The following is an 18,745-nucleotide window of genomic DNA, read 5'->3' as shown; positions in this document are numbered from 1 at the left end:
TACCCGTTGCTGACGCCAGGCTGATGCCTGACGTCTTGTGGTTAACGGCTATGCGCGTTTTTTCAGCAGGCGTAATGCGTTAGCAGTCACCAGCGCGGTGGCACCGGAATCTGCCAGCACGGCCAGCCATAAACCGGTCATCCCCAGCAGGGTGGTAACCAGGAAAATCCCTTTCAGCCCGAGTGCGATGGCGATGTTCTGGCGGATATTGGCGTGCGTGGCGCGTGCAATACGAATCATCTCGGCAATGCCAACCAAACGGTTGTGTGTCAGTGCCGCATCAGCCGTTTCCAGCGCTACATCGGTGCCGCTGCCCATGGCGATACCGATGCTGGCTGCTTTCATCGCCGGAGCATCGTTGATGCCATCACCTATCATCGCCGTTTGTTGCTGCTTGCTCAGCGCCGTGATGGCTAACACCTTATCTTCGGGCATCAATCCTGCGCGGTAATCCATCCCCAATTCGTTGGCAATGGCTGCCGCTGCGCGTGGGTTGTCCCCGGTAAGCATTACGCCGCGAATACCCAGTTCGGCCAACTCGGCAATCGCCTGTTTGGCGTCGTCGCGTAAAGTATCACGCAGCGCCAGCAGGCCGAGAGTGACACCTTCTTCCAGCACCACAACCACGGTTTTACCCGCCGTTTCCAGCAGATCAATCTGGTTGCGCCATGCGCTGTTGAGCTGGTTTTCTGCCAGCTTGCCTGGTGCACTGATCAGAATGGTTTTACCGTTGACGCTACCTTCTACGCCAATGCCAGCCAACGCGCGGCGGCTTTCCGCCAATGGCAGCTGTTGCCCGGCCCGGTTGATGATGGCCTGCGCGAGCGGATGGTGTGAACCCGCTTCGACCGCTGCTGCCAAGCTCAGCAATTGCTGCTCGCTGATGCCGTTGGCTGGCAGCACATCGGTGACGGTAGGCTTGCCTTCGGTCAGCGTACCGGTTTTATCGAACGCCAGAGTGTGTATCCGACCCAACTGTTCCAGCGCAGCCCCTCCTTTAATCAGCGCACCACGGCGGGTGGCGGCTGCCAGGCCAGAAGTAATCGCCGCCGGAGTCGAGATCACCAGCGCGCAAGGGCAACCAATCAGCAGTAAAGTCAGGCCACGATAGATCCATATTTCCCAAGGTTCAGCGAACATCAGTGGGGGGATCAGGATCACGGCAACCGCCAGTAGCATGATCGCCGGGGTGTAGTAACGGCTAAAGCGATCGAGAAAACGTTCGATTGGCGCTCGGCGTTCTTCGGCTTCTTCAATTAATTGCAAAATACGGTCAATGGCGTTTTTGCCCGGTTCAGAAACCACTTTCATCTGTGCCACCTGATCGACCGACAGGCTGCCCGCCGCCACTTTCTCGTTTTGCTGGCGCTCAACTGGCACAGATTCACCGGTTAGCGCACTTTCGTCAAAGCTGGCAAAGGGATTAAGCAGTTCGGCATCGGCGGGCAGGCGGCCACCTGGGGCGATTTCAATCACATCCCCAGGGCGCAGGCTGGCGACTGGCACCTGCTTGCGTGTATTGCCCTGAACCAGCAGAGCATCCTCCGGCACCAACGCCATCAGAGTTTTTACGCCTTTGCGTGCCCGGCTGGCGGCATAGGATTCCAGCAACTCCCCCAGCATAAACAACAGCAGCACCATGGCTGCTTCTGCCGTTGCACCGATAAACAGCGCACCGATGGCGGCGACGCTCATCAGGGTTTCTATGGCAAACGGTGTGCCTGAACGGATCAAACGCAGAGCTTTGCTGACGACCGGTGCCAGGCCGACCAGCGTTGTGGCGATAAAGGCTATCTGGCCGAATTGCGGGTTGATGAAATCTAAAAGCCAACTGATTGCCATCAGGGCAGAGAGAAACAGAAGCGGGCCGAACTCGCCTAGGCGGGAGGTTTTTGGCGCGTCGGTTTTGGCCGCGGTATCCAGCAGAGTAAAACCGGCCTGTTTTACCGCCTCCTGCACGCGCAGGCTGATATTAGTTTGAGCATCCACCACCAGTTTTTCGGTGGTAAACAGTACACGTGCGCTATCGACACCGGGAATGGCGATGACGGCATTTTCAATCTTTTTGGCACAGCTTGGGCAATCCATGCCGGTGACTTGCCAACTGAAACGCTGGCTGCCGGAAGGGGGAGCGGCAGCCAATCTGTCGCTTTCTTCATCCGGTTCTTCGTGGCCATCACTGCTGCAACAGCTGGCACTTTGTTCAGGTTGATGGGGATGGGCATGACTTTCCGCCACTGCGGTGGTTGCACTGCTGCAACCGTGTTGGGTTTGCGCGTGGCGATGACCACAACCGCAGCCGCCCTCTTTATGGCTATGTTCCTGATGATGTTCTTTATGATGATGCATATTACCCCCTTCAGGTTATTAACGGTGTCCATAAGGGGAACTCTACACCTTGGAGTTGACTCCAGAGTCAAGCGTTGGATGAGAATTGTTGCTTATTGTGCTGAGTGAAGAAGGGGCCAAACGGGTTCGGTGAACCAAACCCGTTGCTGGCGTTACAGATACAATGAGCGGACGATCAGGAAATGGCCGACGAAATAGCAGAAGGCCACTACGGCGTCTGCGGCACGGAAAGTGAAGCGGTAGCGGTTCAGCAGCCAGACGATATTGGCCAGCAGTAACAGTGAAGTTCCTATCAGCAGTGAAAAGCCAAAATCGGTGCTGCGCAGGAAATATTGTTCCCCTGCCAGCCACACCATCAGCAGCGTCATTGCTACCAGAGTGGCTACCGGCCAGCGCATGTCTTCCAGGCGGCTCCAAATGGTGGCTAACAGCAGTGCTCCAATGATCAATAAGGCCAGCGGCAACGGCCAGAACAGGCTGAACGTCATCTGGCTGGCAAAACTCAGGGTGTACAGTAAATGTGATAAAAAGAACGCACCGATGGCATACAGCACGCGTTCACGTGGCAGCAACAGCAATGCATCCCCTAGCAGCGTTGCCAGCAGGCCCAATACGATCAGGTAACCCGCAGCACCCAGCACGGGGGCTTGCCACGCCATTAATAACAACAGCAGTAACGTTAGCGGTTTGAAAACCCAGCGTTGCCAGCGGGGGCCGCGGTAAGAGGCGTCAACAAACAACCAACCGGAAAAGAAAACGGCAAGGAATGGCCAACTCATATGTATTCCTTATTTATTATGGGAACTGTGATCAGCAGCTCCAGATTGTCACCCATGTCACTTCTTCAGTTTAGGCAGTACGCATGGGTTCGACAATGCTTTCTTTAAAATCCAGTAGATAGGGTTATTTCTTCTTAAGTGGTGGCTGCTTCTTCTGCCACGCCAGTAGCTCAAAGACACCGAAAATAAAGATTTTGGTTTCCTGCCAGCGGCCAATCGGCTGATCTTTCGGTTGGGTAGATTTCAGCAACACCAGTTGCAACCCGTGCATCACCACCATAAAGAATAACGCGACGTCGATGAAATATTTTAGTGGCTTAGGAAATGGGGAAAACAGATTAGTGAGCAAGAAGGCCCACACGCACACCATCAGCAAGCGGCCCAGATTAATCAGCATGTTCAGTTTTCTCATCAATAGAACGAATGTAAAGACGGTAGGCAACCTGGCCAGCGATTTTTTCACGGTGGAGTGTCCAGGTGGCCGGTACGTCAGTGGCAGCACTTTCGGCTTCGGCTTCTACGTAAATCCACGCTTCATCTGCCAGCCAGCCCCGTTGTTCCAGCAAAATGATGGTTTCAGCCAGTAGCCCTTTGCGGAATGGTGGATCGAGAAACACCACATCATAAGGTTGCCCGTTGCCCGCCAGCCAGTGAAGCGTGTTGGTATTGAGCACCTGACCATGGCCTTGCAGCAACGCCAGGTTTTTCTCCAATTGTTGCGCCACTGGCCGTTGATATTCCAGCAGTGTGGCGTGTGCGGCATAGCGTGACAGCGCCTCCAGCCCCAGAGCCCCGCTGCCAGCGAAACAATCCAGGCAGCGGGCGCCACGGATCACCGGCGCCAGCCAATTGAACAGCGTTTCTCGCACCCGATCGGTGGTTGGCCGTAGCCCTTCGCTGTTGGGAACGGGCAATTTGCGTCCGCGCCACTGGCCGCCGATGATGCGAATTTGGCCTACAGAAGCTGACGGGTTTTTTTTAGCCGGGCTCCGTGAAGATAATTTCGCCATAGATAATTGAATGCGTACCGGAGTTAACAAAAGTGACGAGCATTCTACCGATGTGGCGCGCCGGGGGAAACGGTAAAACGCTGTTGCTCTGGAAAGCCTATCCGATGCGTGTTGCTGTGCGAGGGAAAGTGATAGACTCGGCAAATTAATTTTTCGCATTTATTATACCCAGATGCGGCTGACACGCCTGTAACTTCAAGTAATAAGGGTAGACCAGCCATCGGTACGGAGTAGAGGCAATACATGGCAAAAGATAAGAAACGTGGTTTTTTTTCCTGGCTGGGTTTTAGCCAGAAAGAAGAAGAGCAGCAACCTGAATCCACTGTTGAGCAGACAGAACATCAGGCTACAGAAACGCCGGTTGCCCCTAAACTGGACGATAAGTTCCCCGCTCAGGAGTCCGAGCTTGCCGATCTCAAAGATACTCCAGGGGAGTGGGATGCCAGCCTGAACGGTGAGCCGATCGCCGAAAATATCCCAGCGCTGGTCGAACATCCTGTCGTGCTGGAAGAGTCCACGCAAGAGATAGAACCTCTTATTGAACCCGTTGCTGAGCCTGAACCAGAGCCGCTTGTCACAGCGGAAGCGAGTGAAAGCCCGGCAGAAATCACCGCGCTGCAAGCCCCGGCGGTGACGCAGGAACAGGAACGCCCGACCAAAGAGGGGTTCTTCACACGGCTGAAGCGCAGCCTGCTGAAAACCAAACAGAATCTGGGCTCCGGTTTTATCGGTCTGTTTCGTGGAAAAAAGATCGATGACGACCTGTTTGATGAGCTGGAAGAACAATTACTGGTTGCCGATGTGGGGGTGGAAACCACGCGTAAAATCATTGAATCCCTCACCCAGCACGCCAGCCGCAAGCAGTTGAACGATGCCGAGGCCTTGTACGGCAAGCTGAAAGAAGAGATGACCGGCATTCTGGCTAAGGTGGATCAGCCGTTGGATGTCGGCGGTAAAACGCCGTTTGTGATCCTGATGGTGGGAGTTAACGGCGTGGGTAAAACCACCACCATCGGCAAATTGGCGCGTCAGTTCCAGGCCGAAGGCAAATCGGTGATGCTGGCGGCAGGCGATACCTTCCGTGCTGCGGCGGTGGAGCAGTTGCAGGTCTGGGGTGAACGCAACCGGATCCCGGTGATAGCCCAGCATACTGGTGCGGATTCCGCATCGGTGATTTTTGACGCGGTGCAGGCGGCCAAAGCGCGTAATATCGACGTGCTGATCGCTGATACCGCGGGCCGTTTGCAGAACAAAGCGCACCTGATGGAAGAGTTGAAGAAGATCGTGCGCGTCATGAAAAAACTGGACGAGCAGGCCCCCCATGAGGTTATGCTGACTCTGGATGCCAGCACCGGTCAGAATGCGGTCAGTCAGGCGAAATTATTTAATGAAGCCGTAGGTTTAACCGGCATTGCACTGACTAAACTGGACGGTACTGCTAAAGGTGGGGTGATCTTCGCTATTGCCGATCAGTTCAGTATCCCGATTCGTTATATCGGCGTTGGTGAAGGTATTGACGATTTGCGGCCGTTTAAGGCTGACGATTTTATTGAGGCACTATTTGCCCGAGAGGATTAATACGGATGATTCGCTTTGAACAGGTCAGTAAAGCTTATCTGGGCGGACGGCAGGCGCTGCAAGGGGTCGATTTCCATCTGCGCCCGGCAGAAATGGCGTTTCTGACCGGCCATTCTGGCGCAGGGAAGAGTACCCTACTGAAACTGATTTGTGGTATCGAACGACCAAGCGCTGGGCATATCTGGTTCAGCGGGCATGATATCAGCCGATTGAAAAGCCGCGAGGTGCCCTTTTTGCGCCGCCAGATTGGCATGATTTTTCAGGATCATCATCTGCTGATGGATCGCACGGTGTATGACAATGTGGCAATGCCGCTGGTGATCGCCGGTGCCAGCACCGAAGATATCCGCCGCCGTGTGTCAGCTGCGCTGGACAAGGTCGGGTTGCTGGATAAAGCGAAGAACTTCCCCATCCAGCTTTCTGGCGGTGAGCAACAACGTATCGGTATTGCCCGCGCAGTGGTGAACAAGCCTGCGGTCCTCTTGGCAGATGAGCCGACCGGTAACCTGGATGATGCGCTGTCGGAAGGCATTCTGCGCCTGTTTGAAGAATTTAACCGCGTTGGGGTAACGGTGCTGATGGCTACTCACGATACCGGGCTGATTGCGCGCCGGAACTACCGCATCCTGACGCTGAGCCAGGGCCGTATGGCAGGGGGAACTCATCATGGTGAATAAGGCAACCACTGCCAAGAGTAAAGCGCTACGCGGCGGCTGGCGTGAACAGTGGCGTTATGCCTGGGTGAACGCTATCGCAGATATGCTGCGCCAGCCGTTGGCAACCTTGTTGACGGTGATGGTGATTGCCATTTCCCTGACGCTGCCCAGTGTCTGTTATATCGTGTGGAAAAACGTCAGCACGGCAGCCACCCAGTGGTATCCGACGCCACAGTTGACGGTTTATCTGGATAAATCTCTTGATGATGATGCAGCAGTGAAAGTGCTGGATGTGATCAAGGCAGAAGCCGGTGTGGAAAAGGTGAATTATCTGTCGCGTGAAGAAGCACGCGGGGAATTCCGCAATTGGTCTGGTTTTGGTGGTGCGCTGGATATGCTGGAAGAGAATCCACTGCCCGCAGTGGCCATTATTACCCCGAAGATGAACTTTCAGAGTGCCGAGACGCTCAATACCCTGCGCGATCGCGTGGCGGTGGTGCAGGGCGTGGATGAAGTGCGTATGGATGACAGTTGGTTTGCCCGCTTGGCGGCGTTAACCGGGCTGGTGGGCCAGGTGGCGGCGATGATTGGTGTACTGATGATCGTGGCGGTATTCCTGGTGATTGGTAACAGCGTACGTCTGAGTATTTTCAGCCGCCGGGATACCATTAACGTGATGAAGCTGATCGGTGCGACCGACGGTTTTATTTTGCGCCCTTTCTTGAACGGTGGCGCAATGCTCGGTTTCTTCGGCGCGTTGTTGTCGTTGATCCTGTCGGGAGCGTTGGTGTGGAAGCTGGAGTCCGTGGTGGTGGGCGTGGCAAAAGTCTTTGGCACAACCTTTACCCTGCATGGGCTAGGCTGGGATGAAGCTCTGTTGTTGCTGTTAATCGCCGCGATGATCGGTTGGATTGCCGCCTGGTTAGCCACAGTGCAACATTTACGCCGATTTACGCCACAATAATGATTTTTTGATATACTCTTTTCCTGCTGCATCTACCGTGTTGCGGGAGAAGAGTCTGCAAACAGCAAGTGATTCGTTCTCTGCTTAGTAACGCACAAATTCCCTATTATTCTGCGCTTGCTTGACGTATTGTCGTAAAAGCTATGATCGAAAAACAGTGAACTAATAGGGTGAAAAACGGTCAGAGTAGCGGCGACTGTGAGGGTGCCTGGCGTGTGGAACCGCTTTTGCAACAGCAACTGCCGTAAGATCGACCATTCCCCGCCATAAAAATCACCTGCATAACCTGTTTTATCAAGAGAGGGTTTGAATGACTAAAGAAATGCAAACTTTAGCCTTAGTCCCACAGGGTAGCTTGGAAGCTTATCTGCGGGCTGCTAATGCCTATCCGATGCTGACGGCAGAGGAAGAGCTGGAGCTGGCTGAACGGCTGCATTATCAGGGCGATCTGGAAGCGGCTAAGCTGCTCATCCTGTCTCACCTGCGTTTTGTCGCTCATATTGCTCGTAATTATTCAGGATATGGTCTGCCACAGGCGGATCTGATCCAGGAAGGGAATATCGGCCTGATGAAAGCGGTGCGCCGTTTCAACCCAGAGGTCGGTGTGCGCCTGGTGTCCTTTGCCGTGCATTGGATTAAGGCAGAGATTCATGAATATGTGTTGCGTAACTGGCGTATCGTCAAAGTGGCGACCACCAAAGCACAGCGCAAGCTGTTCTTTAACCTGCGCAAAACCAAGCAGCGTCTGGGCTGGTTCAATCAGGATGAAGTAGAACTGGTGGCGCGCGAGCTAGGGGTGACCAGTAAAGACGTGCGTGAGATGGAATCCCGTATGGCTGCGCAGGACATGACCTTTGACCCGACGCCGGAAGATGAAGGGCGTGATGGGCAGGCAATGGCCCCGGTGCTGTATCTGCAGGATAAAAGCTCCGACTTCGCCGAAGGGATTGAGGAAGATAATTGGGAAAGCAACGCCGCAGACAAACTGGCCTACGCGCTGGAAGGTCTGGACGAACGCAGCCAGCATATCATCCGTGCCCGTTGGCTGGACGATGACAACAAGTCCACGTTGCAGGAACTGGCCGATCAGTACGGCGTTTCTGCCGAACGTGTGCGCCAGCTCGAAAAGAACGCCATGAAAAAACTGAAAATGGCGATCGAAGCGTAATAATAATCTGTTGAACATTATCGGCCCTGGCTGCAAAGCCAGGGCTTTGATTTGATCGGGGTAGGTTTTAAAACAGGCTTATCCCGATGTTAAAAACCTCTTTTCCTCTGTAATAGCCACGTTAAAGAAAATCCCTTATTATTTTGTAGGTTGATGCAGTGGTTAACTATTCACTTATCGGGTGTGGAAATTCCTACTAATGCTGCTATTTTTAACCTGCTAATCCCATATTTATCCGCGTTGCCACTGACATTACATTGTAAATAGGCAGGATACCTTTTTAGTTCGGAATGTGTATTTTTACCGAACGACTATGAATAACGACAGTTTATTTGAACAACGCTGTCAGTAATACTCACTTTCCTTATTATATTTAAAAATTAATATTACTGTCTTTAAAAAATTTAAAAGGGAATTAAATACATGTCTATTCGTAAATCAGCATATATTGCCGGTCTTGTTGCCATAATATCCTGTAGTGTTTTAGCGAAAGAAGTCACTATTCAGCAAATAAATGCAGAAAACCCACCCGCATTGGCTGACTATCGTTTGAGCTACACAGAAATGCGCGATGTGGCTAACAATAAAAAACTGTCTCATCGCATTTTTTATATTCCCTCCGTTGGCCCTGACGCCGCCTGGTTTGATGCGGTAAAAAAAGGCAATCTGGCTGAGGTGAAAAGAAAGGTTGCCGCCGGGCAAAATCTGGAAGCAAAAGATGAAGCTATGTTTGGCCAGACGGCTCTGGGCTGGGCAGCCTTTATCGGTTATCAGGATATGGTGGAATATCTCGTTAAGCAGGGGGCAGACTTATTCGCCACCGATCGTGCAGATGTGAAAAGCGCTTTAAAATCTGCCGTGTTAGGGAAGAACGTGGAAGTGGTGAAATACCTTTACCCCCTGTTGAAGGACAAAGTTGATATTAACGATCAGACCTTGGATAGCCAGGGGGAAACGTTAGTGATGATCGCAGCAAGTAATAACCGAATCGACATTGTTAATTACCTGATTAGCTTAGGGGCGAATCTGAATCTGGTGAGTACCGAGCTGGATCAGAGTGCGTTGAGTTACGCTTGCGATGGTGGGCATCAAGACATGGTTAAATTGTTGAAAGATGCCGGTGCCATTAACCATCGTACTCAAAAACCAGGTTGCTGACTGGAAGAGCTCTTTTCTGCCATGAAAAATAGCAGAGGTATTATTTTCATTGCATATCTGAGGGCATTATAAAATCGGGGCCGTGTTCCTAAATTGAACCTGGAACGCTACGGGTAATAAAGAGGTACGGCCTCATTCACTTTAAAAGGGCGATAACATGGGTATTATTAAGGCATGGCGGATGGCGGCTATCTTTGCGGGTAGTCTCCTGTGGTGGGTGGGGTCGATACAGGCTGCTGAAGTGCAGTACCAACTCAGTACGCATATTCTCGATATCTCTCAGGGGCGCCCTGCAAGCAATGTGGATATTGAGCTCTATCGGTTAGATCGGGAAGGGAAGCAGGAAACTTGGCGGGCGGTTGGCCAAGGAACTACCGATAAAGATGGCAGAGTTAAAACGTTCCTTGAACAGCAGGCCGGGAAGGATAACGCAGGTATCTATAAACTTAAATTCCTGACTCAGCCCTATTTCAAACAGCAGCAGCAAAACAGCTTCTACCCGTTTATCGAGGTTGTTTTTCAGGTAGATGGCAGCAGCCATTACCATGTGCCGATTACGTTGAGTAACTTTGGCTACTCAACCTATCGCGGCAGTTGAGCCCCGTTTGGTGGCGATAAGAACCGGAACGCAGCGTCCGGTTCTTACCTCAAGTCTGTTGGCTGGCAAACCCGTCAAAAGAACCTGTCTGCCAGGGCTATTTAAAACTCCGGTGCCGGGCAGTCATAGCCAAAGCGGCTTGACCAATCGTACTGGGTGCCGTTTTTGATGTAGCGCTGATATAACGCTCGCCCGGTTTTGGCATCGCGGGCAATCACCCAGCTTGCGGCATTGCACAGCACGGCAGCATAGGCCTGGCTTTTGGCTGGCAGCAGGTCGGCTGCTTTTTTTGCCAGCGCCACAGCCTGCCAGCGATAGTGCAGGAAGCGGTCATCCACCGCAGGTAGCGATTTGGCTGCGCGTGCTGCTTCCGCCGCACTGATCCAGCTTTTGTGTTGCAGATCGCGAGTATCGAAGGCATCTCCCAGATAGGAATAGCCCGCACCATAGATGGCGTAATCCGGTGTCATTTCATAGCCAGTGAACTCCAATCCTTGCTCGCGCAGCAATACTGCCGCCTGATAGTAGGCTTTGGCTCGAACCTCCTTACTTCCGGCTTTATCCTGTGCCGCTTTCAGTTGAGCGATAAACTCCTGTGCGGCTTGGCGGGAGTCTGGAAGATCGAAGTAATTGACGGCTTCCTGATAACGTCCGGCACGCATCATTCGGCGTGCCAGCAGTTCACGTAGTTGGCTCCGTTGGCGCTGTTGATAGTTGTACTCCCCCGGTTTCGCGGGTTGCAGTGGTACGGCAGGGGCATGCTTATCTACAAAACTTTTCAGTTCATCAATGGTCAGCACCCGTTCAGCGATATCAGCAATGTCTGCCCAATAATTATCTTTGCCGCGATACATTAGCTCCATCGCTTGCAAATAATCACCACGGTTCAGTGCCAGAATGGCCTGTTCACCAGCAATTCGGCAATCTGGCATAATGACTTCGGGTACGTAATCATCGTCACGTTGTTGACCCCAATCCTCATCGGTAGGGAAAGCCGCTGCCGCCTTGGCATAGGCAGCGGTGGCGACTTCTACATTACCATCACGCAGGGCCATCTTGGCGCGTAGCCACCAGGCTAACCCGCTGTCCCCAGCGTTTTTCAGCAGGCTTGCTGCCATAGGGTATTGCCCAGAACGGTAAGCCAACGCTGCCAGCCGATCACTGCCTGCGAACCCACTTTCCACCGATTCATTCAACAAGGTCAGGATTCGCTCAATGCTCTGTTTGGCGCTTTCCCCTGTGCCATCGCTCATCTGCAAATTGCTGCTGCGAGCGAATAACTCAATGGTGACCAGTTGCTGAACCAGGGGGTCATGGATAGCTTGTTTTAACGCGTTCAGGTGTTCTGGGTTAATCAGGTAACTGGAGACATATTGCAATGATAAGCTGCCATCGCTGTCGCCCTGTGCTGCCTGCTGGGCATACAACCGCGCTGCTTGGGCAATTTCGCCTTGCCACAGATGTATACGGGCTTGTTGGCCTAGGCTGCTTAATGCCAGTTGATCGGGATCGGCTGCGCCGCTTTTCACTTGGTCGATCACCTGCTGGAAAGTGGTAATCGCTTTATCAAGCTGGGCTTTTTCTGGATGTTGTACCGCTGGAGCGGTTGATCCGTAGGTGTTTTCCGGTGTGCCACGGTCATCCATCTCTATCCGCCCAAGCGAATACAGGGCCCGCAACCGCCAATCTCCCTGCTCGGCAGCGGGCAAGTCCAGCACCTGCTGGAAGTATTCGGTAGCGCGGGGATCTTCTGCTGCAAAAGCCACTGCGCCCAGAGTGTATAACCGTGCGGCCTCAGGTAGCCCTTGAGTATCAACCGCGTTAGCTTCTTCAATGGTCTTGCTGGCGCGCATTTGACCGATCATTCGCTCTTGCGGTGATTGTGGCATGGGTTTTGGCGCTGTTTCCGGTGGCGGTGCTTTCCATAAAGGGAGCTGTGGGTCCACCGCCAGCAGACGGTGGGTTTCGAAAGCGAAGTTGCCTTCCGGCATGTACAGCAGAGTATTGTGGCGATCGAGCAGCAGGCGATTCGGGAAGTCTGGCCCGCAGGCCAGGCTGCTAACCGGCATCACCAACACGGCGGTCATCAGCGACGTTAACCTTGCTAAACGCAAATCATGGGGTGACATAAGTGCCTCCTGGCGTGAGTTGTTGGCAGCGTAGCCAACCCAATGGGCGGGATTGCCCGGTCCGTAACTGAGCGTTGCTGATGCGGATAAAACGCAATTGTTCTGCCGTGGTTTCCAGCCGGTAATTTCCCACGGCGTCGGCTGCTAGGCAATTGCCCGTATTAATGCCAATCTCACGGGGCAGTGGGGCATCCACCGGCCCATCATTATAAATGTGTAGATCGTACAGCCCATTTTGCTGCGGAAGAAATTTTACCTGCCAACTGGCGGTAAGCGGTTGGTTATTGATCACCGCTCGAAGGGTGGTGAGCGACCAGGCTCGGCGATCGTCCGCCAGCGGCAGGCGGAACCAGATGATGCCTTGTAAACGCGGTAGTTTGCGTGCGGCGAGCTGGCGCAGAAAATCAGCCACTTGTTGGGGGGCAACGCTGAGTTCCTGTGTGGCACCGGCCACACGCAAAGAAACTTCACTTTCCACTTGTGCGCCCTGAGCATCAATCCCCACCAGGCCCATACCGTAAGCAGGCAAAGCCACGCGAAAGGGTTTCGTGCTGATGCGGGCGTATTGGCTGGCCCAGCGCAGTGCTAAAGGGCCATCGAATAAGCCTTGTTGCGGAGATAACACCGCATGCACTTGCAGCACCGAACTGTCTGTCTGCTGCAAAACGCCGGATAATGCAGGGGAGTCCATCCAGGCAGGCAGGGCAGTGATACCGAGTTGCAGCGACGTTGGGAGTTGCTGGCGCAGTTGTTGCAGAAAATGCTGGTATGCTGGCAGCCGTGCGACCGCGGCGTCGTGATCAATCTCCACACCGACCACCGTCAATCCGGCGGCCTGCCAGCGTTGTAACTGTTGCAGCAGACGCTGGCGAATAACCGTTTCATCCAACTGTTTCAATTGCCCATCCAGGCGCACCACTAGCCACAGCGGGCGGCCATCTTGCTTCAGCAGCGGTGTATTAACCGGAATCTCGCGATAACCCTCACGCGGATGTACCTGTAGCCCCAGCACGCGCAGGGTAGAAAATAAATCATGGCTTGCGGCCAACGCGGTGGCGTGCTGTGCCGTCCAGACTCTTTGCCAGAGATAAACCTGCTGATCCCAAGCAGGATAAAACTTCAGCGCCTGATAGCGGCCACTTAAACCTGCGGCCAGCGCGAGCAGCAGGATGGCGGCCATTGTGGCCCAGCGTTTCATTTCTGCCAGAGATCGCCCTGTACGGAGAAGCCGCAGGCACGCATAAAGTTCTCTACTTCGCCGCGTTCGCGTGGGGGTAATCCAGCGGTGGACAGCTGCCAGCGTAATACCTGCGGTAGTTGTCGTTGGGCATCCTGAACCAGATACAGCCCGACACCGCGGCGGCGCGTCACTTCGCGCACCATCAGATCGTGCAATTGAGCGCTATCACTTTGTAAGTCAATTTTTACCGCCCCTAATAAGCGTTCATTGAACCGTGCAGCGAACAATGTTTTGTCACCTTGTAACCATGTTTGCCACTGTGCCGGTTGCTGATGGGGCCAGATTTTGCCAAGGTCAATAAGATCCTGCGCGGATAACGTGGTCAATCGCTCAATCGTCAGTTTCATGCAAAATTTCCACCCAGATAAAGAGTTTGCTTAGTGTAATAGATCTGGCATATACCGTCGCCCTGCAAGATGCAGGACGTAGCTTGGCCTGCCTGCCTTTCGAAATCGCTTGGGTTTAGCGCGTTGTGTAAGTTTTTCTGTACGACGGTTGCGCAAAATGTTTTTTTCGGCGGACATTTTCCGAGTAAAAAATCAGTAACTGGATTGTTAACTAGCATAATGCGCTGCAACAGGTTCGATCTGGTGTGGAATTAATCCAGATTTTATTCTGTTTACATCGCTTATTCCTGAACGTTATAGTTGATTTGCAGAAGAAAACTCCTGTTTAATAACATGAAAAATAAAGTCTTATTAGAATTTTTTGTCAAAAACAAACCTAAATCATTATTACTTATAGATAAAAGCAATATACCTTGCGTATTTCAAGCTGTAGCGTTGCTGGCTGCAACTTGAAATCCATTGGGTATAGATGCAGCAAACTCACAACGACAGATGGGGATTATGCGGATGAAATTAACAAAGGGTAAAGCGCTGTTGGTTGGCTGTATCGCGATGGCGATGGGGCAAATGGCGATGGCGAAAGACATCAAAGTGGCGATTGTGGGTGCGATGTCTGGCCCGGTGGCGCAGTATGGCGATATGGAGTTCACTGGCGCACGCCAGGCCATTGCCGATATCAACGCCAAAGGTGGTATTAACGGCGATAAGCTGATCGGTGTGGAATACGACGATGCCTGTGACCCTAAACAGGCGGTTGCGGTTGCCAACAAAGTGATTAACGACGGTATCCGTTACGTAATCGGCCATCTGTGTTCCTCTTCTACTCAACCCGCGTCAGATATCTATGAAGATGAAGGGGTGATCATGATTACCCCGGCGGCCACCAACGCCGATCTGACGACCCGTGGTTACCAAATGATCATGCGTACCACCGGGCTGGACTCCGATCAGGGCCCGACGGCGGCAAAATATATCCTTAATGAAATCAAACCAAAGCGTATCGCGGTGGTTCACGACAAACAGCAGTACGGCGAAGGCCTGGCGCGTTCGGTGCGTGATAGCTTGAAGCAGCAGGGTACTGAGGTGGTGATGTTCGAAGGGATCACCGCGGGAGATAAAGATTTCTCCACCCTGGTGGCGCGCCTGAAGAAAGAGAACGTTGATTTCGTCTACTTCGGCGGTTACTACCCGGAAATGGGGCAGATCCTGCGCCAGGCGAAGCAGGCGGGTTTGACCACCCGCTTTATGGGGCCGGAAGGCGTGGGTAACTCTTCACTGTCTAACATCGCTGGTGCTGCTTCTGAAGGCATGCTGGTGACGTTGCCGAAACGCTACGATCAGGTGCCTGCCAACCAGCCGGTAGTTGATGCGTTGAAAGCCAAAAAGCTGGACCCGACCGGGCCGTTCGTGTGGACCACCTACGCCGCGCTGCAATCGCTGGTAACCGGGATGGAACGCAGTGGCAGCCAGGAGCCAGCGGATATTGTTAAAAACCTGAAAACAGGCCAACCGGTGGAAACCGTTATGGGGCCGCTGAGCTGGGATGAGAAGGGCGATCTGAAAGGTTTCGAGTTCGGCGTGTTCGAATGGCATGCTGATGGTTCATCAACGCCAATTAAATAAGCCATAATAATATCCGTGGTCTTGCAGGTTGTCGCAGCCTGCAAGCCATCGGGTAGCGCTGTTCAGGGAAGAATAGCGTAATCTCAAAACCGGGTATTCCCGGTGCCTGTCGTTTTAGCAGGCTGTTGGGCCGATCTTTTACGGCCACGACGACACCTTAGAAGGCCAGAGTATGTCAGAGCAGTTCCTCTATTTTTTGCAGCAGATGTTCAACGGTGTCACGTTGGGCAGCACGTATGCATTGATTGCCATCGGTTACACCATGGTTTACGGCATTATCGGCATGATCAACTTCGCTCACGGCGAGGTGTATATGATCAGCAGTTATATCTCATTTATTGTTATCGCCGCCCTTATGATGATGGGGATCGACGTCGGCTGGTTGCTGATCGGCGCGGCGTTCTTGGTTTCCATCGTGATTGCCAGCGCCTACGGTTGGAGCATTGAGCGCGTGGCCTATAAACCGGTGCGCAGTTCCAAACGCCTGATCGCGTTGATCTCCGCCATCGGGATGTCGATATTCCTGCAAAACTACGTCAGCCTGACGCAGGGCTCGCGTGACGTGGCGCTGCCGAGCTTAGTCACCGGCCAATGGGTGCTGGGTGAAAGCAACGGCTTTGCCGCTACCATCAGCACCATGCAGCTCACCATCTGGATCGTGACCTTCCTCGCCATGCTGGCGCTGACGATGTTTATCCGCTATTCGCGCATGGGCCGAGCTTGCCGTGCCTGTGCAGAAGATTTGAAGATGGCCAGCCTGTTGGGCATCAATACTGACCGAGTGATTTCGCTGACGTTTGTCATCGGTGCCATCATGGCTGCGGTAGCCGGTGTGTTGCTCGGCCAGTTTTATGGCGTAATTAACCCGTACATCGGCTTTATGGCCGGGATGAAAGCCTTCACCGCCGCAGTGTTAGGGGGGATTGGCAGCATTCCGGGGGCGATGATCGGTGGGTTGGTGCTGGGCGTTGCGGAAGCGCTGACCTCGGCTTATTTGAGCACGGAATATAAAGACGTGGTGTCTTTCGCGCTGCTGATCGTGGTGTTGCTGGTGATGCCGACTGGCATCCTTGGGCGCCCGGAGGTTGAGAAAGTATGAAACTCGGCCTGCTTAACGCCTGTATTGCCACGGTCGTGCTGTTTATCATGGCCTCTTTCCTGATGGGGATGCAGCTGAGCCTTGATGGTACCAAGCTGGTGGTACATGGTGCTGCCGAAGTGCGCTGGATGTGGATTGGCATCGGCTGCGTGGTGGTGTTTTTCTTCCAACTGTTGCGCCCGCTGATGCAGCAGGGGCTGAAAAAGATTTCCGGTCCGTCGTCATTCGTTTTACCAAGCTTTGATGGCAGTACGCTGCGCCAAAAGCTACTGGCTGCGGCAATTATTATTGCAGCTATTGCCTGGCCGTTTCTGGTTTCACGCGGCGCGGTGGATATCGCGACCCTGACGCTAATCTACGTAATGCTCGGCCTGGGCCTTAACGTGGTGGTGGGGCTTTCCGGCCTCTTGGTGCTGGGCTATGGCGGTTTTTATGCCATCGGTGCTTATACCTATGCGCTGTTGAATCACTATTACGGCCTGGGGTTCTGGGAAAGCCTGCCGCTGGCGGGGATAGTGACCGCTGCGTTTGGCTTTATTCTCGGTTTCCCGGTATTGCGCCTGCGGGGGGACTATCTGGCGATTGTCACACTCGGCTTCGGTGAGATCGTGCGTATCCTGTTGCTGAACAACACCGAAATTACCGGTGGCCCGAACGGCATCAGCCAGATCCCGAAGCCGACCTTCTTCGGCCTGGAGTTTAGCCGCAGCGTACGTGACGGCGGTTGGGACACTTTCCATAACTTCTTCGGTCTGCAATACGATCCAGGCGATCGCATCGTGTTCCTCTATCTGGTGGCGCTGTTGTTGGTGATCCTGACGCTGTTTGTGATTAACCGCCTGCTGCGCATGCCGCTGGGGCGCGCCTGGGAAGCGCTGCGTGAAGATGAGATCGCCTGCCGTTCACTGGGCCTCAGCCCAACCAGAATCAAACTGACCGCTTTCACCATCAGCGCTGCATTTGCTGGTTTTGCCGGGACGCTGTTCGCTGCGCGCCAAGGCTTTGTCAGCCCAGAATCCTTCACTTTCGTTGAGTCAGCTTTCGTGCTGGCAATTGTAGTGCTGGGTGGGATGGGATCGCAGTTTGCGGTGATCCTGGCGGCTATCCTGTTGGTGGTATCGCGCGAACTGATGCGTGATCTGAATGAATACAGCATGTTGCTGCTGGGTGCGTTGATGGTGCTGATGATGATTTGGCGGCCGCAAGGTCTGCTGCCGATGAAGCGGCCACAACTGAAACTGAAAGCGGCAGATATCCAGGCAGTGAAGGGGGAGAAGGCATGAGTACTCAACCTTTACTGGCGGTCGAAGGGCTATCGATGCGGTTTGGCGGCCTGCTGGCGGTCAACAACGTGGCTTTAACGCTGCATGAAGGCGAGATCGTTTCGCTGATTGGCCCGAACGGTGCGGGTAAAACCACGGTGTTCAACTGCCTGACCGGGTTCTATCGCCCGACCGGTGGCACCATCAAGCTGCGGGAACGCCATTTGGAAGGGCTTCCCGGCCAGGTTATTGCCCGTATGGGGGTGGTGCGAACCTTCCAGCACGTGCGGTTGTTCCGCGAAATGACGGTGATTGAAAACCTGCTGGTGGCTCAGCATCAGCATCTGCAAAGCGGCGTGTTTGCCGGTTTGCTGAAAACCCCGGCGTTCCGCCGCGCCGAAGCGGATGCATTGGAGCGTTCCGCCGTATGGCTGGAGCGTGTCGGCCTATTGGAGATGGCCAATCGCTCGGCGGGTAACCTGGCTTATGGTCAGCAGCGGCGGCTGGAGATTGCCCGCTGCATGGTGACGCGCCCGGAATTGCTGATGCTGGATGAACCAGCGGCGGGTTTGAACCCGAAAGAAACCGACGAACTGGATCACCTGATCGTGGAACTGCGCGACCAGCACAAAGTTTCTGTGCTGCTGATTGAGCACGATATGAAACTGGTGATGGGAATTTCCGATCGCATCTATGTGGTTAATCAGGGAACCCCACTGGCGCAGGGTATCCCGGCTGAAATCCGCAATAACCCGGATGTGATCCGGGCCTATCTGGGCGAATAA

General features: G+C 53.6%; 17 protein-coding genes. 10 read left to right on the top strand and 7 right to left on the bottom strand.

What is annotated here, in order from left to right; all coding sequences use genetic code 11:
- Nucleotides 1–48: 48 nt before the first annotated feature.
- The 4 genes from Z042_RS02880 to rsmD all read right to left on the bottom strand — a co-directional run bounded on the left by Z042_RS02880 (nt 49) and on the right by rsmD (nt 4,138).
- A complete protein-coding gene (locus tag Z042_RS02880) occupies nt 49–2,349 on the bottom strand; it encodes a zinc/cadmium/mercury/lead-transporting ATPase (protein ID WP_024912316.1) in 2,301 nt (766 codons plus the stop codon).
- A 152-nt stretch (nt 2,350–2,501) separates the two neighbouring features.
- Entirely contained in the window at nt 2,502–3,128 is a 627-nt protein-coding gene (locus tag Z042_RS02875; protein WP_024912315.1) for a lysoplasmalogenase, read from the bottom strand.
- Between the two features lie 124 nt (nt 3,129–3,252).
- Nucleotides 3,253–3,525 carry a DUF1145 family protein gene (locus Z042_RS02870; RefSeq protein ID WP_024912314.1) on the bottom strand — a complete coding sequence of 91 codons (273 nt, stop codon included), beginning with the start codon at nt 3,523–3,525 and terminating at the stop codon, nt 3,253–3,255.
- Nucleotides 3,515–4,138 (bottom strand): 16S rRNA (guanine(966)-N(2))-methyltransferase, encoded by a 624-nt coding sequence (rsmD, locus tag Z042_RS02865; protein WP_024912313.1) that lies wholly within the window; start codon nt 4,136–4,138, stop codon nt 3,515–3,517. The genes Z042_RS02870 and rsmD overlap by 11 nt, the downstream gene beginning before the upstream one ends.
- A 243-nt stretch (nt 4,139–4,381) precedes the next feature.
- Here rsmD and ftsY point away from each other — a divergent pair, with 243 nt between their 5' ends.
- The 6 genes from ftsY to uraH all read left to right on the top strand — a co-directional run bounded on the left by ftsY (nt 4,382) and on the right by uraH (nt 10,260).
- Entirely contained in the window at nt 4,382–5,716 is a 1,335-nt protein-coding gene (ftsY, locus tag Z042_RS02860) for a signal recognition particle-docking protein FtsY (RefSeq protein WP_024912312.1), read from the top strand.
- A 5-nt stretch (nt 5,717–5,721) separates the two neighbouring features.
- On the top strand, nt 5,722–6,393 hold the full coding sequence (gene ftsE / locus Z042_RS02855) for a cell division ATP-binding protein FtsE (RefSeq protein ID WP_024912311.1): 672 nt from the start codon (nt 5,722–5,724) through the stop codon (nt 6,391–6,393).
- Nucleotides 6,383–7,336 carry a permease-like cell division protein FtsX gene (gene ftsX / locus Z042_RS02850; protein WP_024912310.1) on the top strand — a complete coding sequence of 318 codons (954 nt, stop codon included), beginning with the start codon at nt 6,383–6,385 and terminating at the stop codon, nt 7,334–7,336. Before ftsE ends, ftsX begins: the two co-directional genes overlap by 11 nt.
- Before the next feature lie 310 nt (nt 7,337–7,646).
- Nucleotides 7,647–8,504 (top strand): RNA polymerase sigma factor RpoH, encoded by an 858-nt coding sequence (gene rpoH / locus Z042_RS02845; protein ID WP_024912309.1) that lies wholly within the window; start codon nt 7,647–7,649, stop codon nt 8,502–8,504.
- A gap of 423 nt (nt 8,505–8,927) precedes the next feature.
- On the top strand, nt 8,928–9,662 hold the full coding sequence (locus Z042_RS02840) for an ankyrin repeat domain-containing protein (protein WP_024912308.1): 735 nt from the start codon (nt 8,928–8,930) through the stop codon (nt 9,660–9,662).
- Between the two features lie 157 nt (nt 9,663–9,819).
- Nucleotides 9,820–10,260: a hydroxyisourate hydrolase gene (gene uraH, locus Z042_RS02835; RefSeq protein ID WP_024912307.1), complete on the top strand. Its 441-nt coding sequence runs from the start codon at nt 9,820–9,822 to the stop codon at nt 10,258–10,260.
- Between the two features lie 101 nt (nt 10,261–10,361).
- Here the strand turns inward: uraH and Z042_RS02830 are convergent, their stop codons facing one another.
- The 3 genes from Z042_RS02830 to panM are packed head-to-tail and all read right to left on the bottom strand — an operon-like array spanning nt 10,362 to nt 13,976.
- Nucleotides 10,362–12,389, bottom strand: a complete 2,028-nt coding sequence (locus Z042_RS02830) for a hypothetical protein (protein ID WP_024912306.1) — start codon at nt 12,387–12,389, stop codon at nt 10,362–10,364.
- Nucleotides 12,376–13,587, bottom strand: coding sequence for a DUF3142 domain-containing protein (locus Z042_RS02825; protein ID WP_024912305.1), 1,212 nt, complete (start codon nt 13,585–13,587; stop codon nt 12,376–12,378). Before Z042_RS02825 ends, Z042_RS02830 begins: the two co-directional genes overlap by 14 nt.
- On the bottom strand, nt 13,584–13,976 hold the full coding sequence (gene panM / locus Z042_RS02820; RefSeq protein ID WP_024912304.1) for an aspartate 1-decarboxylase autocleavage activator PanM: 393 nt from the start codon (nt 13,974–13,976) through the stop codon (nt 13,584–13,586). Before panM ends, Z042_RS02825 begins: the two co-directional genes overlap by 4 nt.
- Before the next feature lie 507 nt (nt 13,977–14,483).
- Here panM and Z042_RS02815 point away from each other — a divergent pair.
- The 4 genes from Z042_RS02815 (at nt 14,484) to livG (ending at nt 18,745) form a co-directional block, all read left to right on the top strand.
- Nucleotides 14,484–15,599 carry a branched-chain amino acid ABC transporter substrate-binding protein gene (locus tag Z042_RS02815; RefSeq protein WP_024912303.1) on the top strand — a complete coding sequence of 372 codons (1,116 nt, stop codon included), beginning with the start codon at nt 14,484–14,486 and terminating at the stop codon, nt 15,597–15,599.
- 172 nt (nt 15,600–15,771) lie between these two features.
- Nucleotides 15,772–16,698: a high-affinity branched-chain amino acid ABC transporter permease LivH gene (gene livH / locus Z042_RS02810; RefSeq protein WP_024912302.1), complete on the top strand. Its 927-nt coding sequence runs from the start codon at nt 15,772–15,774 to the stop codon at nt 16,696–16,698.
- Nucleotides 16,695–17,981 (top strand): high-affinity branched-chain amino acid ABC transporter permease LivM, encoded by a 1,287-nt coding sequence (locus Z042_RS02805; RefSeq protein ID WP_024912301.1) that lies wholly within the window; start codon nt 16,695–16,697, stop codon nt 17,979–17,981. Before livH ends, Z042_RS02805 begins: the two co-directional genes overlap by 4 nt.
- The gene (gene livG, locus Z042_RS02800) at nt 17,978–18,745 is read left to right on the top strand and encodes a high-affinity branched-chain amino acid ABC transporter ATP-binding protein LivG (protein WP_024912300.1); all 768 of its coding nucleotides are present in this window, start codon (nt 17,978–17,980) and stop codon (nt 18,743–18,745) included. Before Z042_RS02805 ends, livG begins: the two co-directional genes overlap by 4 nt.

Source organism: Chania multitudinisentens RB-25, assembly GCF_000520015.2.
GTDB lineage: Bacteria > Pseudomonadota > Gammaproteobacteria > Enterobacterales > Enterobacteriaceae > Chania > Chania multitudinisentens.
This window is presented reverse-complemented; position numbering and strand designations above follow the sequence as displayed.